General features: G+C 71.2%; 16 protein-coding genes, 2 tRNA genes and 1 pseudogene. 9 read left to right on the forward strand and 10 right to left on the reverse strand.

What is annotated here, in order from left to right; translation table 11 throughout:
• Window positions 1–65: 65 nt before the first annotated feature.
• The 3 genes from ACIP4X_RS26185 to ACIP4X_RS26195 all read right to left on the reverse strand — a co-directional run bounded on the left by ACIP4X_RS26185 (window position 66) and on the right by ACIP4X_RS26195 (window position 4,500).
• Entirely contained in the window at window positions 66–2,000 is a 1,935-nt protein-coding gene (locus tag ACIP4X_RS26185; protein WP_358728304.1) for a kelch motif-containing protein, read from the reverse strand.
• Complete coding sequence (locus ACIP4X_RS26190; RefSeq protein WP_391458029.1) at window positions 1,997–3,973, reverse strand: glycosyltransferase family 2 protein; 1,977 nt, start codon at window positions 3,971–3,973, stop codon at window positions 1,997–1,999. The genes ACIP4X_RS26185 and ACIP4X_RS26190 overlap by 4 nt, the downstream gene beginning before the upstream one ends.
• 450 nt (window positions 3,974–4,423) lie before the next feature.
• Window positions 4,424–4,500, reverse strand: a tRNA-Lys gene (locus ACIP4X_RS26195).
• A 186-nt stretch (window positions 4,501–4,686) separates the two neighbouring features.
• Between ACIP4X_RS26195 and ACIP4X_RS26200 the strand changes: the two genes are divergently transcribed.
• From ACIP4X_RS26200 to ACIP4X_RS26215, 4 genes are all read left to right on the forward strand, one after another.
• A complete protein-coding gene (locus tag ACIP4X_RS26200) occupies window positions 4,687–5,988 on the forward strand; it encodes a peptidoglycan-binding protein (protein ID WP_358728307.1) in 1,302 nt (433 codons plus the stop codon).
• Window positions 5,989–6,061: 73 nt separating this feature from the next.
• Complete coding sequence (locus tag ACIP4X_RS26205) at window positions 6,062–7,207, forward strand: SPFH domain-containing protein (RefSeq protein ID WP_358728309.1); 1,146 nt, start codon at window positions 6,062–6,064, stop codon at window positions 7,205–7,207.
• 118 nt (window positions 7,208–7,325) lie between these two features.
• Window positions 7,326–7,931 (forward strand): lytic polysaccharide monooxygenase, encoded by a 606-nt coding sequence (locus ACIP4X_RS26210; protein WP_358728311.1) that lies wholly within the window; start codon window positions 7,326–7,328, stop codon window positions 7,929–7,931.
• A gap of 99 nt (window positions 7,932–8,030) precedes the next feature.
• Entirely contained in the window at window positions 8,031–8,492 is a 462-nt protein-coding gene (locus ACIP4X_RS26215) for a DUF3592 domain-containing protein (protein WP_391458033.1), read from the forward strand.
• A 43-nt stretch (window positions 8,493–8,535) separates the two neighbouring features.
• On the opposite strand, the gene ACIP4X_RS26220 is transcribed toward ACIP4X_RS26215, so the two are convergent.
• The 5 genes from ACIP4X_RS26220 to ehuB form a co-directional block, all read right to left on the reverse strand.
• Window positions 8,536–8,609: transfer RNA gene (locus tag ACIP4X_RS26220), tRNA-Lys, on the reverse strand.
• Between the two features lie 134 nt (window positions 8,610–8,743).
• A complete protein-coding gene (ehuA, locus tag ACIP4X_RS26225; RefSeq protein WP_391458035.1) occupies window positions 8,744–9,577 on the reverse strand; it encodes an ectoine/hydroxyectoine ABC transporter ATP-binding protein EhuA in 834 nt (277 codons plus the stop codon).
• The gene (ehuD, locus tag ACIP4X_RS26230; protein ID WP_391458037.1) at window positions 9,567–10,211 is read right to left on the reverse strand and encodes an ectoine/hydroxyectoine ABC transporter permease subunit EhuD; all 645 of its coding nucleotides are present in this window, start codon (window positions 10,209–10,211) and stop codon (window positions 9,567–9,569) included. The genes ehuA and ehuD overlap by 11 nt, the downstream gene beginning before the upstream one ends.
• Window positions 10,208–10,951: an ectoine/hydroxyectoine ABC transporter permease subunit EhuC gene (gene ehuC, locus ACIP4X_RS26235; protein WP_401350886.1), complete on the reverse strand. Its 744-nt coding sequence runs from the start codon at window positions 10,949–10,951 to the stop codon at window positions 10,208–10,210. The genes ehuD and ehuC overlap by 4 nt, the downstream gene beginning before the upstream one ends.
• 15 nt (window positions 10,952–10,966) lie before the next feature.
• The gene (ehuB, locus tag ACIP4X_RS26240; RefSeq protein ID WP_358728319.1) at window positions 10,967–11,866 is read right to left on the reverse strand and encodes an ectoine/hydroxyectoine ABC transporter substrate-binding protein EhuB; all 900 of its coding nucleotides are present in this window, start codon (window positions 11,864–11,866) and stop codon (window positions 10,967–10,969) included.
• 216 nt (window positions 11,867–12,082) lie between these two features.
• On the opposite strand from ehuB, the gene ACIP4X_RS26245 reads away from it, so the two are divergent.
• Complete coding sequence (locus ACIP4X_RS26245; RefSeq protein WP_358728321.1) at window positions 12,083–12,577, forward strand: DUF3830 family protein; 495 nt, start codon at window positions 12,083–12,085, stop codon at window positions 12,575–12,577.
• On the opposite strand, the gene ACIP4X_RS26250 is transcribed toward ACIP4X_RS26245, so the two are convergent.
• Both ACIP4X_RS26250 and ACIP4X_RS26255 read right to left on the reverse strand, forming a co-directional pair.
• Window positions 12,558–13,961: an amidase gene (locus tag ACIP4X_RS26250; protein ID WP_358728323.1), complete on the reverse strand. Its 1,404-nt coding sequence runs from the start codon at window positions 13,959–13,961 to the stop codon at window positions 12,558–12,560. The two genes, ACIP4X_RS26245 and ACIP4X_RS26250, sit on opposite strands and share 20 nt — an antisense overlap.
• A gap of 18 nt (window positions 13,962–13,979) precedes the next feature.
• Entirely contained in the window at window positions 13,980–14,927 is a 948-nt protein-coding gene (locus ACIP4X_RS26255; protein ID WP_358728325.1) for a D-2-hydroxyacid dehydrogenase, read from the reverse strand.
• A gap of 182 nt (window positions 14,928–15,109) precedes the next feature.
• On the opposite strand from ACIP4X_RS26255, the gene ACIP4X_RS26260 reads away from it, so the two are divergent.
• From ACIP4X_RS26260 to ACIP4X_RS26275, 4 genes and pseudogenes are all read left to right on the forward strand, one after another.
• The gene (locus ACIP4X_RS26260) at window positions 15,110–15,268 is read left to right on the forward strand and encodes a hypothetical protein (protein WP_391458043.1); all 159 of its coding nucleotides are present in this window, start codon (window positions 15,110–15,112) and stop codon (window positions 15,266–15,268) included.
• Window positions 15,250–15,477: pseudogene (locus ACIP4X_RS26265) on the forward strand (decarboxylase); the annotation flags it as partial. The gene ACIP4X_RS26260 and the pseudogene ACIP4X_RS26265, both read left to right, overlap by 19 nt.
• Window positions 15,474–16,205: an aspartate/glutamate racemase family protein gene (locus tag ACIP4X_RS26270; RefSeq protein ID WP_358728327.1), complete on the forward strand. Its 732-nt coding sequence runs from the start codon at window positions 15,474–15,476 to the stop codon at window positions 16,203–16,205. The pseudogene ACIP4X_RS26265 and the gene ACIP4X_RS26270, both read left to right, overlap by 4 nt.
• 186 nt (window positions 16,206–16,391) lie before the next feature.
• On the forward strand, window positions 16,392–17,546 hold the full coding sequence (locus tag ACIP4X_RS26275; RefSeq protein WP_358728673.1) for a glutathione-independent formaldehyde dehydrogenase: 1,155 nt from the start codon (window positions 16,392–16,394) through the stop codon (window positions 17,544–17,546).
• The last annotated feature ends 213 nt before the right edge of the window (window positions 17,547–17,759 follow it).

A 17,759-nucleotide genomic window follows, 5' to 3' on the forward strand; every position in this document is an offset into this window, starting at 1 on the left:
TGGGGGCGCCCTCCGCAACGGAGGGCGCCCCCTTGGCCTGTCGGGCTACGGGACGGTGTGCGCGGCTACGGGACCTTCACCCACTGCGCCTCGCTGGGCGTCCCCTGGTCGTCGTCGACGAACAGCATGTACCACCCCGACTGCACCAGGTTCCGGCCCTTCGGCACCGTCACCGTGACCTTGTCGCCGGACGTGGTGAAGTCCAGCGCGATCGAGCGCTGGTCGACGTCCGTCACGTGCGTGGAGGCGCTCGGGCGGATCAGCCGGACCTTCTTGACCGTGCCGGCGTGCTGCGAGGTGAACGTGCCGGAGGCGCCCCGTGCGATGGTCCGCGGCCCGCCCGACAGGGAGGGCCGCGCGTCCCGGTACAGATACGGCGGCGTGTAGATCTCGACGCGCTGCTCGAACGTGCCGGGCTTGGTGTTCGCCCTGTCGCCGTAGAGCGAGTCGGAGCCGAAGAACAGCACCCGGCCGTCCGGCAGCAGGATCGAGCCCGAGTGGTAGTTGCGGCCCACCAGCGGATCGGCGACCCGCTTGAAGGTGCTGGTCGCCGGGTCGTAGAGCCGGGCCTGGAGGATGTCGGAGTCGCCCCGGCCCCGGTAGTCCTCCGAGCCGCCCGAGACCAGGACGGAGTCGTCGGGCAGGATCGACGTCTGCGGGTAGCGGGTGCCCTTCTCCAGCGTCGGACCGTCCGTGAAGCGCGGGTTCTTCGCCTTCAGGTCGATGATCCGGGTCCTCCGGCTGGCCAGCGGGGACTCGCCGACCCCGCCGCCGCCGATCACCATGAACCGCTCGTCCTGCGCGGGCGGCAGCAGCACCGTGCCCGAGGTCTCCATCATCCGCGCGTCGCTCAGACCCGGCAGCCTGGTGAACTCGTTGCTGTCCACGTCCCAGACGCCCGGGTCGCGGCCCACGTCGGCCGGACCGTACCCCGCGTTGGAGCCGGAGTAGAACAGCTTGCCGTTCTGCAGCAGGAACAGCGCCGGGTAGGTCGGGAACTGGCGGACCTTCGGCGTGTACGTCCACTTCCTGGTCCCGGGGTCGAAGACCTCGTTCTTGCCCGGGACGAGCTGGCCGATGTCGTCGAGGCCGGAGACGCTGAGGATCTTCCCGTCGCCCAGGGTGGCGAGCGTCGGGTACCAGCGGGCCTCGTTCATCGGGTCGACCTTGATGTACTTCTCGGCGACCGGGTCGAACTCGTAGGCGTCGCGGATCCCCTGGAAGTCCTTCTTGTCCAGGGCGAGCTTCTCCGCGATGCCGTAGGTGTTGCGGCCGTCGTCGCCGGACAGCCCCTGGATCCGGTAGTTGTCCTGGCTGCCCGTCTCGTACCGGGCGCCGCTCTTCTGCGCCTCGACGTAGATGCGGCCCAGCCCCGCGGTGTTGCCCAGGAACCGGCCGGCCTTGTCGAAGTTCTTCTTGGCGCGCGGCACCAGCACCGGGTCCTTGGAGACGAACGTCCTGCCGTTCTCCTTCCCGGTGAACGTCGTGCCCGCGGGCAGCGTGATCGGCTTGTCCGGGTTCTCGTTGTGGACGATCATCAGGCCGCCGGCCTTGGTGACGTCGCCCTGGAGCTTCTCGTAGCGCTTCGTGCCGCCGGCGATCAGGATGTTGCCGTCGGCGAGCTGGGTGTGGCCCGTGCAGAACAGGTCCTCGGGCGTGGGCACCTTCTTGATCGTGCCCTTGACCGGGTCCCAGATCCGGGTGTCGAACCGCCGGGCGTCGAAGTTCTTCTTGTTGTTGCCCGAACCCGCGACCAGCAGCACCTTGCCGGTGTGCAGCAGCACGGCGTGGATGGTGTTCTGCCGGTACTCCTCGGGGAACTCGACGATCTCCCAGTGGCCGTTCGCGGCCTTGTACTCCGGCTTGTTGATTTTGTACTCGTGATAGCGCTCCGTGCTGAAGCGGTAGAGCCACGGCCCGTTCATCCCGGCCAGAGCGACCACCACCACCGCGCCGATCCCGAGCCGTCGGGCCCGCCGGAGGCCGGTCCGGTCCTTCATTCCTTACGTCCCCCCAGTCCACCGAGGGCGATCTCCATGGTGTGCTCGCCCGTCGCCGCGTCCGTTCCGGCCCAACTCGGGCCCTGCCTGCCCGCGTTGCCCGGTGCCTGCCCCGGCGGTACCTCCGCCGCCGGGACCGCGCCCGGCGGCTCCGGTGCGGCGGACGCGGTCGTCTGCCGGCGCCGCTCCTGCCGCAGGGTCCACCGCCAGGCGAAGATCGGTGCGGCGGTGACGAGCATGGCGAAGACGGCCCAGGTGACCATCGCCGGGTGGGAGTGCCCGAGGGCGGAACCCGCGACGAGCGAGCCGCCGAAGACCAGGATGAAGAACCAGTGGATGCGGAACGTCCCGAACAGCGTGTCGGGGCTTGCCGACTCGCCCTTCGGGGTCACCACGAACTTGCTCTTGCGGCGCAGTACGGCGTCCATCAGCGAGCGGGCGTAGACCGGCGCCGACAGCGCCGACATCACCATGCCGGCCACCCCGCCGGAGCCCTCCGGCTCGTGCGGGGAGACGTTGTGGCGGCGGTTCCAGACGTACAGGCCGATCTGGAGCGCGGAGGCGTTGCCGTACAGCATCAGCCACACGGTCGGGTCGATGTTCACGCCCGAGGCGCCGAGGCCCAGGAACAGCGCGCAGCTCAGCGCCGCCAGGATCCAGTTGAGGGCGGACATCGGATAGAAGATGATCATCATCGTGTAGTTGAAGAGCCTGCCCGCCGGCAGGGTGCCGAAGCCCTTCCAGTACTGCTTGAGGATCGTCTCGTAGGTGCCCCGCGACCAGCGCAGCTGCTGGGTGAAGAAGTCGGTCCAGGCGTTCGGGCCCTCGCCGACCGCGAGCACGTCCGGGGTGTACACCGACTTCCACTTGCGGCCGGTCGCCGGGTTCTTGGCGCGGTGCATCTCGAAGCCGGTGGCCATGTCCTCGGTGATCGAGTCGTACAGCCCGCCGATCTGCTTGAGCGCCGTGATCCGTACGGCGTTCGAGGTGCCGACGAACATGGGCGCGCCGTAGCGGTTGCCGGCCCGCTGGATCAGCGCGTGGAACAGGAACTGCTGCGACTCGGCGGCCTTGGTGACGAACGTGTCGTAGTTGCCGTAGACCTGCGGGCCGATCACGAAGCCGACGTCCGGGTCGCGGAAGTAGCCCAGCATCCGCTCCAGGTAGTTGGGCAGCGGCACGTGGTCGGTGTCGACGGAGGCGAAGAAGTCGTACTCGTCGCCGTGCGCCTGGAGCCAGGCGTTGTAGTTGCCGTGCTTGGTCTTGGCGCGGTGCGGGCCCTTGGTCTGGTTCCAGCGTTCGACGCCCTTGCGGCTGAAGTGGTGCACGCCCAGGCGCGCGCAGACCGCCTTCACCTCCGGGTCGTCGCCCTCGTCGAGCAGCCAGATGTGCAACAGGCCCCGGTGGCGCAGCAGTACGGCGGCCTCCAGGGTCTTCGTCACCATCTCCAGCGGTTCCTTGCCGGGCACGAAGGAGGTCAGGAACGCGACCCGGGTGCCGCTCTGCGGCACCACCGGGACCGGGTCGCGGGCGACCAGGGTGGCGTGCGCGTTGGACAGCACGTTCATGCAGCGGAAGAACTCGATCAGGCCGATCGAGACCAGCATCACCATGTCGAGCGCCGGCAGGAAGTCGTAGGCCGGGTAGTCGCGCACGGTCCAGTGCTTGGGCTGGAGCAGCCAGGTCAGCAGGACCAGCGACAGCAGCGGCGCGGCGGCGAGCATCAGCGCGACCCGAAGACGGTGCGGCTCCTGCGAGATCAGCGAGCGGTACTGCACCGTGTACGGCTTGTCCGGGTCGGGCTCGGTGAGAGGGCCGGCGAGCCGGCTGTAGTGCTCGTAGTCGTATTTCGGCAGGGACTTCTTGATTCTGCGGAAGGTCCCCGTGGTGCCGGTGCGGTGTCCCGGCACTCTCAGCCGGGTCGTCTCAGAAGGATCGGATTCGTGCCGGGCGCCCGTCGGCGTCGACGTCATGACTCATCCCCCCACACGCATGCGAGCGCGTGTTCGTCGGTTCCTTCGTCTGTTCGAGGCCCCCCTCGGCCCCTCACGGACGTGTGCGTGCCGGCCGCGGATCAGCTGGTCGTCGGTCCCACCCCGGAGACACGGCATCGCGGCCCGCCGGTCGCACGGCCGCCCCATGGCAGCCGTCGGCGCGCGGGAGTCACGGTTCACCGCGCCGCCGGGCAACCGGCTCCTACAACCCCCCAACACCCCCCAACATCCCCCGCACCCCCCAAGTACCGCCAAAGAGGCGGCAGTTCGGCATCCAGGGTTCTACGGGGATCAGCATGATCGCAAGACGCGAAACTCGGAGTTTACCGGCCATACGCGCGCATTGCGGGAAGAGAGTGCGTCGAGGGCGTTCGGCCACCAAAACGCGAAGACGAGCCCGGTCCTGTAGGACCGTGCTCGTCTTTGTCGTGGTGCGCCGCCAGGGACTCGAACCCCGGACCCGCTGATTAAGAGTCAGCTGCTCTAACCAACTGAGCTAGCGGCGCCTGCTGACATCGTTCACTTTACATGACCTTCGGGGGCCTCCCGACCACCCGTGCCCGGCCGCCGGGGCCGGCCGAGCCGCCCTGTACATCATTCGGACCGTCAATGTTCGCGCCCGGTGGACAGTTGTGGCAATGATCAACGTGCACAGATCGGGATATACACCTATGAAGTGTGAGGAAGATCGCATGAAGTCTCCGGTGTTCGAGGAGATCGACCCCGCGAGCGACTGCGACTGCCCCGGGTGCGTGCGCGGACGCGGCCTCTTCCGCTCCCCGGCCGCCCGCACCCCGGCCCGTCCGGCCGCCGCGCACCGGGCGCTGGTCGTGGCGGCCGTCACCGCCGCGGCCCTCGGCGCGGGCCAGGCGGTACCGGCGGCGGCAGCCACCCACACCGCGGGCCGGCCGCCCGGTCCGCGGGCGGACCAGCCACCGGGCGGCGAGTCCGGGACCCCGCAGGGCGATGTGGGCGCGCTGTTCGGGCCGGACGGGCCGGACCGGCCGGACAGGGCGGAGGAGCAGCTCGCGATCGGCTCCACCACCCGGTCGCTGATCGTCGGCCGGGCCAAGAGGTGGCTGGACGCCCGGGTGCCGTACAACATGAGCCGCTTCTGGCGCGACGGATACCGCCAGGACTGCTCGGGCTTCGTCTCGATGGCCTGGAACCTGCCGCGCAACGAGTGGACGGGCAGTCTCGGCCGGTACGCGGTGCGGATCACCAAGGAGCAGCTCCAGCCCGGCGACATCCTGCTCTTCCACAACCCCGCCAATCCCCAGAAGGGCTCGCACGTGGTCCTCTTCGGCGGCTGGAAGGACCGGCGGCACATCTCGTACGTCGCCTATGAGCAGGTGCGGCCGCACACCCGCCGCATCACCACCCCGTACGCGTACTGGACCAACTCCAAGCGGTTCGTTCCCTACCGCTACAAGGGCCTGACCCGGGGCGTGGCCGGTCCCGCGGCGACCTCGCCGGCGCCGTACCCGGGGACGGGGTACTTCGGGCCCGGCGCCGACAACCCGCACGTCGCACGGCTCGGCCGGATGCTCGCCGCCCGCGGTGGCGCCTCCTACTACGCCAAGGGGCCCGGCTCGCGCTGGTCGGAGGCGGACCGGCGGGCCACCCGGGCCTTCCAGCGGGCCCAGGGCTGGACCGGGGCGGCCGCCGACGGCCTGCCGGGGCCGGGGACGTGGCGGCTGCTGGTGACCGGGAAGGGCAAGGACATCAAGGCCGCGGCCCCCGCCTCGCACGGGGTGCCCGGCTATCCGGGACGGGGGATGTTCCGGCCCGGCGCCGACAACCGGTACGTCACCGAGCTGGGCCGGCAGCTCGTGCGGAAGGGGTACGGCCGGTTCTACCGGAACGGGCCGGGGCCGCGCTGGTCGGACGCGGACCGGCGGGCCGTCGAGGCCTTCCAGCGCGCCCAGGGGTGGCGGGGCGGCGCGGCGGACGGACTGCCGGGGCCGGAGACCTGGCGCCGGCTCTTCGCATGACCGCGGTCCCCGCGGGGCCGCCGACCCACCGTACGAACGTCTGAACCATCTGGCGCGGAGGCTGGAGGCAGGTATGAGTACGACCACGTCCCCGACACCCGAATCCGAGGGGCGCGAGGCGATGATGGCACCGGACGGCCGGGCGGGCCGCGGTGTCCCCCGGCTCATCCAGAACGAGTCGACCACCGAGATCCCCGTCCATCTGCTGTTCCGCGACGATCCCGATCCGGCCCCGCTGCCGGTCAGGCCCGCGGTGGTGGGCAGCAGGAAGGGCACGGGCGAGCAGCCGCGGCTGGGGCGCGGGCGCCGGGTGCCCGCGCCGGCCCGCCCGGAACCGGAGGCGGACCCCGACGTGGCGGAGTACCCGGCGCGTGTGCTGCCCGGCGCGGCCGGGGTGCTGGCCGGGGTCTGCGGGACGGCGGGCTGTGTGCTCACCTCGTGGTGGGCCGGGGTGCTGCCGGACGTCGCGGCGCAGGCGCTGCGGCTGCCGGAGCCGGCGGGCGCCGGACTCGGCGGACCGCAGTGGGCCGCGTACGCCGGGGCGGGAGCGCTCGCCCTGTTCGGCTTCGGCGGGCTGGCCCGCGGCGGGACCGGGCGGGCCTGGGTGCTCGGCCTGTTCGGCCGCTACCGGGGGACCGTCCGGCGCACCGGACTGCTGTGGCTCAACCCGCTGATGCCGCGCCGCCCGATCGACGTCAGGCTGCGGCACTGGCGCAGTGAGCCGATGCCGGCCGCCGATCCGGGCGGGGTCGCCCTGCGGGTGGTGGTGCTGGTGGTGTGGCGGGTGCGGGACACCGCGCGGGCCACGCTCGCGATCGACGACCACGAGACGTATCTGCGCGAGTGCGTCGAGGCGGCGCTGGCCCGGGTGCCGCTGGACCCACCGGGTGCCGCGCGGGGCGGGGCGGTCACCGCGGACACGCTGACCCGGCTGGTGGCGCGGGAGGTGGCGCCGATCGGCCTCGAGGTGTTCTCGGTGCAGCCGGTCCGGGTCGAGTACGCGCCCGAGGTCGCCGCCGCCATGCACCGGCGCAGCGTCGCCGCACTGGACGCGCGGCACCGGGCGACCATGCTCACCTCGGTGGTGGACTCGGTGGAGGACACGGTGACCCGGCTGACCACGCGGGGCCTTGTCGATCTCGACGACTACGAACGCAAGCTGCTGGTACGGGACTTGACGGTGGCGTTCTGCGCGGGAGGCCGGGAACCGGGGTCGTGACGGGCGCGGGGGAGGTCCCGCCTTTGGTATGGACATGTTCAAGTAACGGCAATAGCCTGAACTTGGTCTAGACCTGCACAGCTCACTGAACCTCCCCCACGTCTCCAGGAGCGGCAGTATGCGCACCAAGACCAAGATCTCCGCAGCCGTGCTCGGCCTCGCGACCGCCGGAGCCTTCGTGCTCGGCACCGGAGGCGCGAGCAGCCACGGCTACACCGACCTGCCCATCAGCCGGCAGAAGCTCTGCAACAACGGGACCGTCGCCAACTGCGGCGACATCCAGTGGGAGCCGCAGAGCGTCGAGGGCCCCAAGGGCTTCCCGGCCTCCGGGGCGTCCGACGGGCAGCTCTGCTCCGGGAACAACACCCGGTTCGGCCAGCTCGACAGCCCCAAGACCCCCTCGGGCGGCGCCTGGCCCACCACCAAGGTCAACGGCGGCCAGAGCTACACCTTCCGCTGGCAGTTCACGGCCATGCACGCCACGACGGACTTCAAGTACTACGTGACCAAGCAGGGCTGGAACCAGAACCATGCCCTGACCCGCGCCGACCTGAACACGACCCCGTTCCTGACGGTGCCCTACAACGGGCAGCGCCCGCCGTCCACCCTCAGCCACAGCGGCAACCTGCCCACCGGGCTGAGCGGTCACCACGTCATCCTCGCGGTCTGGACGATCGCCGACACGAGCAACGCGTTCTACGCCTGCTCCGACGTCACGTTCTGAGCGCGGATCTGAGCATTCCCTGAGCGACCGGACCGGCCGGCGTGGGTAGATTCGCCGCACGCCGGCCGATCACGGCGGCACCGGAGTCCGGGGGATCTCATGGAAGCGATGTTCTACGTCGTGCCGCTGGTCATGATCGGCCTCGCGGTCTTCTTTCTGGCCAGAGTCCTCCGTCGTGCCCAGGAGGTGCGCGGCGCCTGGGGCAGCGGGCTCACGGCCGAGGCGCGGTGTCTGCGGACGTACACCAGGGTCAGCGGCGGCGGGGGGACCACGGCGAGCACGACACTGCACCACGTGTACGAGTTCACCACGCGTGACGGCCGCGGCGTCCGCTTCGAGGAGAGCAACGGACCCGCGACCGTCGTCGAGGGCGACATCGTCACTGTGTATTACGCGCCGGACCGGCCGGAGCGGGCGACGGCCCACGCCCCGGCACGCGGGAGGCTCACGGCGGAATCGGGCTGCCTGGTGGCTTTCCTGGGCGCGTTCATCGCCGGTTGCGTGATCTTCATGGTCGTCGTGCACACGTTCTTCGCGGCGGCGGACGGCTTTCTGCCGTAGACGCCAGAAGGGCCCCTCGTGATCACGAGGGGCCCTTCATCTGTGCGCCGCCAGGGACTCGAACCCCGGACCCGCTGATTAAGAGTCAGCTGCTCTAACCAACTGAGCTAGCGGCGCATGACTCCCGCCGTCCGCTTCCCGCGGCCGGCGACGAAGAAAATACTACCCGGTCCCCGGGGGTGCTTCGACCACCCCGGAGGCCGGGGGCGCCGGGGCGGCCCGGAAGACCGCCGGCGCCCCCGGAGCGGCCCCTACAGCACGGCGCTCAGGAACTCCCGGGTGCGCTCGTGGTCGGGGTCGCCGAAGAGTTTCCGGGGCGGCCCGGACTCGATCACCCGGCCCGAGTCGAACATCAGCACCTGGTCGGAGATGTCCCGCGCGAAGTTCATCTCGTGGGTCACGCACAGCAGTGTGATGTCGGTGGTGTGCGCGATCTCCCTCAGCAGGTCGAGCACACCGGCCACCAGCTCCGGGTCCAGGGCCGAGGTCACCTCGTCCAGGAGCAGGATCTCCGGCCGCATGGCGAGCGCCCGGGCGATCGCCACCCGCTGCTGCTGGCCGCCGGACAGCTGTGAGGGATGCGCGTCGGTCTTGTCCGCGAGGCCGACGAGGTCGAGGAGTTCCCGGGCCCGCTCCTCCGCCTCCTCGCGGCCGATGCCGAGGACGTTGACGGGTGCCTCGGTGATGTTCTGGAGCACCTTCATGTTCGGGAACAGGTTGAACTGCTGGAAGACCATCCCGATCTTCCTGCGGATCCGGCGCAGATGCTTCTCGTTCGCCGGGCGCAGGGTCCCGTCCGGGCCGGGCATGTGGGACAGCGGCTCACCGTCCACGTGGATCACGCCGTCGCTGACGCGCTCCAGCGTCATCAGCAGCCGCAGGATGGTCGTCTTGCCCGAGCCGCTCGGCCCGATCAGCGTCACGTGCTCACCGCGCCGGACGGTGAAGTCCAGCCGGTCGAGCACGACATGATCGCCGAAGCGCTTGACCACCTGGTCGAAGCGGACCAGATCCGCGGGCGGCGCGTCCGGCGTCACGTTCTCGGGCGCCCGCTGCGGCGCCTTCTGCAAAGGGTCAGTGGCCAAGGCGTTTCTCCAGCTTTCTCATCAGAAGCGAGGTCGGATAGCTGGCCGCCAGGAAGAACAGGCCCGCGAGGGTGAACGTCTCGGCGTAAGTGAAGTGGTCGGCGCCGTACTCCCGGGCCCTGGCGACCATCTCCTGGACCGTGATGACGGCCAGGAACGGGGTCTCCTTGAACATCGAGATGCCGTAGTTGCCCAGCGCCGGCAGCCCCTTGCGCACCGCCTGCGGCAGGATCACCGCCTGCCAGGTGCGGCGCGGCGACAGGGACAGCGCCCGGCAGGCCTCCCACTGGCCCTTCGGCACGGCGTCGATGCCCGCCCGGTACACCTCCGACAGGTAGGAGGCGTAGTGGATGCCGAGCACCGCGACACCGATGGTCAGCGGATCGACCGTGCTGAAGACCGCGTAGGCGCCGACCAGCTGCACCAGCAGCGGGGTGGACCGGACGAACTCGGTGACCGCCCGCACCGGCACGGTGACCAGCCGGTTCGGCACCCGCCCGGCCACGGCCACGAGCAGGCCGAGCACGGCGGCCACCGCGGTGCCGAGGACCGTGGCCAGCAATGTGATCAGAAAGCCGCGCCACAGCAGCGGCAGCGAGTCGCGGACCGCGCCCCAGTCCCATGCGTAGCTCACGAGGCGCCTCCCGCCATCCCGGGCTCGCGCGCCGGCTCGGCGTCGCGGCGGCGCAGCAGCGAGCGGCGGTCCGTGCGCAGGCCGAGCCGGGACTTGGCGTGCCGCTCCAGCACGTTCATCAGCAGGGTCAGCGCGTAGGCGAGGACGAAGTAGATCACCAGCAGGGTCAGATAGGCCCAGGTCGTCGCGCCGGTGCGGTCACGCATCTGCTGGACCACCGTCGTCAGGTCGGCCGCGGAGATCAGCCACAGCAGCGGAGTGCACTTCAGCAACTGGATCAGCAGGTTCGTGAACGAGGGGATCATCTGCACCCACGCCTGCCGCAGGATCACCCGGCGCATGCGCTGCAGGGGCGTCATGTTCAGCGCGACGGCGGCCTCCCACTGCGCCCTGGGCACGGCGTTCAGCGCGCCGCGCACCACCTCGGAGCCGTAGGCGCCGTAGTTCATGCCGAACGCCACCACACCGCAGAACAGCGGCGACAGCTCGTACCCGGCCAGCAGCGGGAAGGCGTAGTACAGCCAGAAGAGCTGGACGTAGAGCGAGGTGCCGCGGAGGAACTCCACGACCACCCGCGACACGCCCCGGGCGAGCGGGAGCCCGCTGCCGGCCGCGAAGCCGAAGACGAAGGACAGGGCGAGTGCGACGACCGATCCGAGGACCGTTGCCTCGACCGTCACCAGGAGCCCCGACCACACGGCGGAGACGTGGTCGAAGAAGTACGAGTAGAAGTCACCCATGGACAGGCGACCCCGTCAGCCCTTGCACAGGTCGGCGGTCTTCAGGTCCGCCGGCGGGATCGTGTCCTTGCCGAACCCGTACTCCCCGACGAGCTGCACATAGCGGCCCGGATCCGAGGTGATCTTCTTCAGCTCCCTGTCGAAGGCGTCCCGGAGTTCCTCGCTGCCCTTGCGGAAGACGGCGCCGCCCGGGCTGTACTGCTTCACGCCGTTCACCACCGGCACGAACGACTCGGTGACCTCGACCTTCGGGTTGGTCCTGGCCAGCCAGCGCAGCGAGATGCCCGTCAGCACGAACGCGTCGATCCTGCCCTGCGCGACCGCGTCCGCGCCGTCCTGCGGCTTCTGCAGCGTCCGTATGCGGCTCTCGGAGATCCCGGCGGCGGTGACGTAGCCCTTCTCCACCGCGCCCGACATCACGCCGAGGGTCGCCCCGGCCGCCTTGGCGGAGGCGAGGTCGGTCAGGTTCCTCGGGTTGCCCTTCTTCACCATCATCGCGGTGGGCGAGACGAACTCCGGCTCGGAGAACAGCGCCTTTTGGCAGCGCTCCGGGATGATGGCCATGCCCGCGCTGATCACGTCGTACTTGCCGGCCTGGAGTCCGGGGATCAGGCCGTCCCACTCGGAGAAGGCCGGCTTCAGCTCGTCCACTCCCAGCGCCTTGAAGATCTCTCTGTGCAGCGTCGGCGCCTCGCCCTTGAGCTGCCCGCCCTCCTCGAACCCGTACGGGGCCTCGTTGGCGTAGGCCACCTTCACATAGCCCTGTTTCCTCAGTTGTTCCAGCTTCGAGCCCTTGCCGTCACCGCTGTCCGTCTTGCTGCACGCGGTCAGCAGCCCGGGGACGGTGAGCATGCCGCCCACGGCCGCCGTCCTGGACAGAAAGCCCCGGCGGGACAGGCTGGGGAACTCGGACATGGACACTCACCCTCCAAGAGGGCCTCGTCGGTTCGGGCCCTTCGCGGACAGTGGTGGCGCCTGCCCGGTCTGAGTGGTCCATGCGGGTGGACCCGGGGATGTGATCCAACGGTGTCCGGGGAGATGCCGTTCCGTGTCCGGGCGCGGAGGCACGGGGCGGGTGTGAACCCCCGTGATGCCGGGCAGACGGGGCCTCAGCGACCGCGAGGAGGCGCCATGACGGAACGCCACGTCGAAGTCGCGCTGGACCGGCGCGGAATCCGCTGCACGGCACGGCTGCTCGACGACCGGGCACCGCGCACCTGCGCCGCGGTCTGGGACGCGCTCCCGCTGAGCGGGGACGTCCACCACGCGAAGTACGCGCGCAACGAGATCTACGCCCTCCACCCGCCGTTCGCCCCGGCGGAACCACCGCTGGAGAACCCGACGGTCACTCCGATCCCGGGCGACCTGTGCTACTTCTCGTTCGCCGGCACCGAACTGGGCACACGGGCCTACGGTTACGACCCTGTCCCCGGCGCAGGGGACACGGTCGTGGACCTCGCCCTGTTCTACGAGCGCAACAACCTCCTGCTCAACGGGGACGTCGGCTGGGTGCCCGGCATCGTCTGGGGCCAGGTCACCGAGGGCCTGGACGCCATGGCCCGGGCCTGCAACGACCTCTGGCGCTCCGGCGCGGCGGGGGAGACCCTCACCTTCCGGCGGGCGTGAGCCGGGTCGCCAGCCCCGCCTCGTACAGCGCGTGGGCCGCCCGCAGCACCAGGTCGTCGCGGTGCCGCGCGGCCACGATCTGGAGGCCGACCGGCAGCCCGTCCTCGTCGCTACCCACGGGCACGGACGCGGCCGGCTGCTGGGTCATGTTGAACGGGTACGTGAACGGCGTCCACCCGGTCCAGCGCCGGTGCCCCGAGCCCTTCGGCACCTCCGCGCCCGCCTCGAACGCCGTGATCGGCAGCGTCGGAGTGACCAGCAGGTCGTAGCTCTGGTGGAAGTGGCCCATGGTGCGGCCGAGTTCCATGCGCGCGTCCACGGCGGCCAGGTAGTCGAGCGCCGACAGCCGGGCGCCTGCCGCGCAGATCTCCCGCAGCCCCGGATCGAGCAACCTCCGCCGCTGGGGCCCCAGACGCTGGACGACACGGGCCGCGCCGCTGAACCACAGCGTGTGGAAGGCCTCCACCGGGTCCGCGAAGTCCGGGTCGTTCTCGGTGACGTACGCGCCGAGGTCCGCCAGCCCCGCCACCGCCCGGCGCACCGCCGTGGCGACCGCCGGACGCACCGGCACCTGGCCGCCCAGGGACGGCGAGTAGGCGACCCGCAGCCCCCGCACCCCGCCGGCCAGCGCCTCCGTGAACGAGCCGGCGGCCGGACCGAGCGCCGACCAGTCCCGCGCGTCGGGCACCCCGATCACGTCGAGCAGCAGCGCCGCGTCCGCCGCGTCCCGGGTCATCGGACCCACGTGCGACAGCGTGCCGAAGGCGCTCGGCGGATACAGCGGGACCCGGCCGTACGTCGGCTTCATCCCGAAGATCCCGCACAGCGCGGCCGGGATGCGCACACTGCCGCCGCCGTCCGTGCCCAGCGACAGCGGGCCCGCGCCGAGCGCCACGGCCGCCGCGCTGCCACCGCTGGAGCCGCCCGCGGTGCGGGACGGATCGTACGGGTTGCGGGTGACGCCGGTCAGCGGCGAGTCGGTGACGCCCTTCCAGCCGAACTCGGGCGTGGTGGTCTTGCCGAGGAAGACCGCGCCGTGCTCGCGCAGCCGGGCCACCGAGGGGGCGTCCTCGTCCCAACGGCCCTCCTCCGGAACGGTCCTGGAACCGCGCTGGGTCGGGTGGCCGCTCAGCAGCAGGAGGTCCTTGACGGTCACCGGCACCCCGTCCAGCAGCCCCGACGGGCTTCCGCGCCGCCACCGGTCCTCCGACTCCCGGGCCCGCGCCAGGGCGTCCTCGGCGGTGATCCGGACGAACGCGTTCACCTCCGGCTGGATCCGCTCGGCCCGCTCCAGGGCCGCCCGGGTGGCCTCCACGGGGCTGAACTCGCCCTTGCGGTAGCCGTCGAGCAGTTCTCCCGCGGTCAGCTCGGTGAGCTCGGTCATCGCGCCTCCAGACAGGGGTCAGTGTCCCGGTACGTACCCGCGCCGCTTGTCGACGACGTTCGGCAGCGGCTCGCCCGCCTCCCAGCGGCCGTACAGCTCGACGAACTGGGCCGCCAGCTCGTCCCGCCAGCCGACCGTGTCACCGCTCATGTGCGGGGACACGACCAGGCCCGGCACCCGCCACAACGGGCTGTCGGGGGTGAGGGGTTCGTGCTGGAAGACGTCCAGGGCGGCGCCCGCGATCCAGCGGTCCGTGAGCGCCCGGACGAGCGCCTCCTCGTCGACGAGCTGCCCCCGGCCGACGTTGACGAAGTGCGCCGAGGGCTGCATCAGCCCGAACCGGCGGGCGTCGAACATGCCGCGGGTCTCCTCGGTCAGCGGAGCCGCCGCGATCACCCAGTCGGCGCGGGCGACGAGCCGGTCCAGATCCTCCGGGCCGTGCACACCGGCGCGCGCGGCACGGCCGACGACCGCCGCCCGCACCCCCAGCGCGCCCAGCGTGCGCGCGATCGCCCGGCCGATCGGCCCGGAGCCCACGACACACGCGCGCGTACCGGCCACCCGCTGCGACTCGCGGTGCCGCCACCGCCCCTCGCGCTGGAGGTCCAGGGTCCTCGGCAGGTCCTTGGCCAGGGCGAGGACCAGCGCGGCGACGTACTCGGCGATCGGCTCGTCGAACACGCCCCGGGCGTTGGTCACCACCGTGCCGGACGCCGCGAGTTCCGGACACATCAGATGGTCCACACCCGCGCTCGCCGTGTGCACCCAGCGCGGCCGCGGCCCCTCGCCCGGCCAGGCGTCCCGCACCGCGGTGGAGGCGAAGTCCCACACGAGCAGCACGTCCGCCTCGGGCAACCGCGCGGCCAGCCCGGCCGCGTCCGTGCGCACGATCCGGGCGCGGCCGGTGAGCCGGCCCAGACGCGGCGGCGGATCGTCGTCCAGGACGAGCAGGACGGGGACACTCATGGCGAGCCGTTTCTCGAAAGGGGCGGCCGTCCGACGTGCACGGATTGACCACGCTCGCACCCGAACCTACCTTCGTCAACACGGGCGCCGGTACGGACGGTTGCTCTCCGCTGCCCCACCGTGTCGTTCACCTGCCGTCGGCGGCGCCCCTCCGTCTCCCGCACATGAGGCAGGTGTCTGCCATGGACGCCACGAACGGCATGAACGGCACGGGGATCTCCTTCCTCGGCGGACCCCGCCCGCAGCGCGGAGTCGGCGTCGTCGCCCCCTTCGACTTCGCGCTGGACCGCGAGCTGTGGCGGTGGGTGCCGGACGAGTTCTCCTGCCGAGCTACGACGTGATCCCGCGGCTGGAGGCCGAACTGCGCATACCGGTGATCTCGGCCAACCAGGTCACGATGTGGGCTGCGCTGCGCCGGCTGGGTACCCGAGCCGTGGGGCCGTACCAGGCGCTGCCGTCCGGTGTGCCTCCCGCGCCGCCCAGGCCGCGGCACGAGGACGGCGGCGCCTGGCCCCTACTGTCCGACGAACCGCAGGAAGGCAGGCCATGACCGCACTCGGATTCCTCTACCCGGGCCACGCCGCAGAGGACGACTATCCGCGCATCGAGCAGCTCCTGGGCAGCGACATCCGGGTGGACGTGGTCCACACCGACATCGGCGAGGACGCGCACCGGGTGGACGCGCTGTACGAGCTGGGCGAGCCCGAGCGGCTCGCCCGGGGCGTGGAGGGGCTGCGGCTGGCCGGCGCGGAGACGGTGGTGTGGGCGTGCACAAGCGGCGGCTTCGTACGCGGCTGGGAGGGCGCGCACGAGCAGGTCCGCGAGCTGGCCCGGGCGGCGGGCACGCCGGCCTCCTCGACCTCGTTCGCCTTCGTGCACGCGGCGGCCGAGGTCGGCGCCCGCCGGGTCGCCGTCGCGGCGACCTACCCCGAGGACGTCACCGGCCTGTTCACCGACTTCCTGCACGCGGGGAAGGTGGAGGTGGTCGCCGCCCGCAGCGCCGGGATCGTCACCGCGGCCGAGGTGGGCACCTGGGGCGAGACGGAGATCCTGGCCCTGGCGCGCGAGGCGGACGTCCCCGAGGCGGACGCGGTCCTGCTGCCCGACACCGCCCTGCACACGGTGTCCCACCTGCCCGCCCTGGAGAAGCACCTCGGCAAGCCCGTCCTCACGGCGAACCAGGTGACCGTCTGGGAGGCGCTGCGGCTCACCGACCGCCGTGTCAACGCGCCCGCTCTGGGCGCGCTGTTCACGCGGGAGCCGATCGTCCAGGCGTGACACCGGCGCGGTTGCGGTCGCGGTCACGCGGGCGGACCCTGGAAGTGTCCGGCGGTGCAGCGAGAACGCCCGGGGCCCGGGACGACCGACGCCCCCGCCCACCTGTGTCATCCCCCTGGTTGGTGTCCCCCGGCAACGGTCCGTGGTCGCCGCCGTCGTCCAGCGTTCGACGCGGAGGTGACCCAGGTGAAAGCCGTCGTCTACGAAAAGCCCTTCAACGTCACGGTGAGGGACGTCGACGATCCCCAGATCCAGCACCCGAACGATGTGATCGTACGGGTCACGTCCACCGCGATCTGCGGGTCCGACCTGCACATGTACGAGGGCCGCACGGCAGCCAAGTCGGGCATCGTCTTCGGCCACGAGAACCTCGGGGTCGTCGAGGAGACCGGCGACGGCGTGACGTCGCTGTCCCGGGGCGACCGGGTCGTGATGCCGTTCAACGTGGCCTGCGGGTTCTGCAAGAACTGTCTCGCCGGGAAGACCGGGTTCTGCCTCACGGTGAACCCCGGCTTCGCCGGAGGTGCCTACGGATACGTGGCGATGGGCCCCTACACCGGCGGCCAGGCCGAGCGGCTGAGGGTGCCGTTCGCCGACTTCAACTGCCTGAAGCTGCCGCCGGGCGACGAGTTCGAGACGGACTTCGTCCTGCTCGCCGACATCTTCCCGACCGGCTACCACGGCTGCGAACTCGCCCAGGTGAAGCCCGGCGAGTCCGTCGCGGTCTTCGGCGCCGGACCGGTGGGCCTGATGGCCGCCTACTCGGCGCTGCTGCGCGGCGCCTCGAAGGTGTTCACGGTCGACCGGGTGCCCGAGCGGCTCGCCAAGGCGGAGGAGATCGGGGCCATCCCCATCGACTTCACCAGGGGCGACCCGGCCGAGCAGATCAAGGAGCAGACCAACGGCGAGGGCACCGACAAGGGTGTGGACGCCGTCGGCTACCAGGCCCAGTCGCACAAGGACGTCAGCCACGAGGAGCCGGCCGTCGTCCTGAACACGCTCGTCATGACGGTACGGCCCACCGGCATGCTCGGCGTACCGGGTCTGTACGTGCCCTCCGACCCGGGCGGCCCCGACGAGCACGCCAAGCACGGCCAGCTGCTGGTCTCCATCGGCAAGATGTTCGAGAAGGGCCAGCAGATGGGCACCGGCCAGTGCAACGTCAAGCAGTACAACCGGCAGCTCCGCGATCTGATCATCGCCGGGCGCGCCAAGCCCAGCTTCGTGGTCTCCCACGAGCTGCCGCTGGACCAGGCGCCCCAGGCGTACGAGAAGTTCGACAAGCGGATCGAGGGCTACACCAAGGTGGTCCTCCACCCGGGCCACGCACTCGCAGCGTGAACACGGCCTGAGACAGCCGTCATACCCGCCCCGAGCCCCCTCTGGGGTCCGGGGCGGAGCGGCGAGCGCCCCGGGGGGTCCGGGGCGGAGCCGCGTGCCCCCGGGGTCCGGGGCAGAGCCCCGTGGCGGTTCCTGTGAAGCGAGCGAGACGGGCGGGTGGGTGGGCAAAGGAACAAACGGCAGCGGTGCCCTGTTGACCCGGATCAGGAAAGT

This window comes from Streptomyces sp. NPDC088817, assembly GCF_044750345.1.
In the GTDB taxonomy this organism is placed as follows: Bacteria; Actinomycetota; Actinomycetes; order Streptomycetales; family Streptomycetaceae; genus Streptomyces.

Excerpts from the sequence above, each read along its gene's own strand:
- ACIP4X_RS26185 (WP_358728304.1), bottom strand. The coding sequence starts at position 2,000 with ATGAAGGACCGGACCGGCCTCCGGCGGGCCCGACGGCTCGGGATCGGC.
- ACIP4X_RS26190 (WP_391458029.1), bottom strand. The coding sequence starts at position 3,973 with ATGACGTCGACGCCGACGGGCGCCCGGCACGAATCCGATCCTTCTGAG.
- ACIP4X_RS26200 (WP_358728307.1), top strand. The coding sequence starts at position 4,687 with ATGAAGTCTCCGGTGTTCGAGGAGATCGACCCCGCGAGCGACTGCGAC.
- ACIP4X_RS26205 (WP_358728309.1), top strand. The coding sequence starts at position 6,062 with ATGAGTACGACCACGTCCCCGACACCCGAATCCGAGGGGCGCGAGGCG.
- ACIP4X_RS26210 (WP_358728311.1), top strand. The coding sequence starts at position 7,326 with ATGCGCACCAAGACCAAGATCTCCGCAGCCGTGCTCGGCCTCGCGACC.
- ACIP4X_RS26215 (WP_391458033.1), top strand. The coding sequence starts at position 8,031 with ATGGAAGCGATGTTCTACGTCGTGCCGCTGGTCATGATCGGCCTCGCG.
- ehuC (WP_401350886.1), bottom strand. The coding sequence starts at position 10,951 with ATGGGTGACTTCTACTCGTACTTCTTCGACCACGTCTCCGCCGTGTGG.
- ehuB (WP_358728319.1), bottom strand. The coding sequence starts at position 11,866 with ATGTCCGAGTTCCCCAGCCTGTCCCGCCGGGGCTTTCTGTCCAGGACG.
- ACIP4X_RS26245 (WP_358728321.1), top strand. The coding sequence starts at position 12,083 with ATGACGGAACGCCACGTCGAAGTCGCGCTGGACCGGCGCGGAATCCGC.
- ACIP4X_RS26250 (WP_358728323.1), bottom strand. The coding sequence starts at position 13,961 with ATGACCGAGCTCACCGAGCTGACCGCGGGAGAACTGCTCGACGGCTAC.
- ACIP4X_RS26255 (WP_358728325.1), bottom strand. The coding sequence starts at position 14,927 with ATGAGTGTCCCCGTCCTGCTCGTCCTGGACGACGATCCGCCGCCGCGT.
- ACIP4X_RS26260 (WP_391458043.1), top strand. The coding sequence starts at position 15,110 with ATGGACGCCACGAACGGCATGAACGGCACGGGGATCTCCTTCCTCGGC.
- ACIP4X_RS26270 (WP_358728327.1), top strand. The coding sequence starts at position 15,474 with ATGACCGCACTCGGATTCCTCTACCCGGGCCACGCCGCAGAGGACGAC.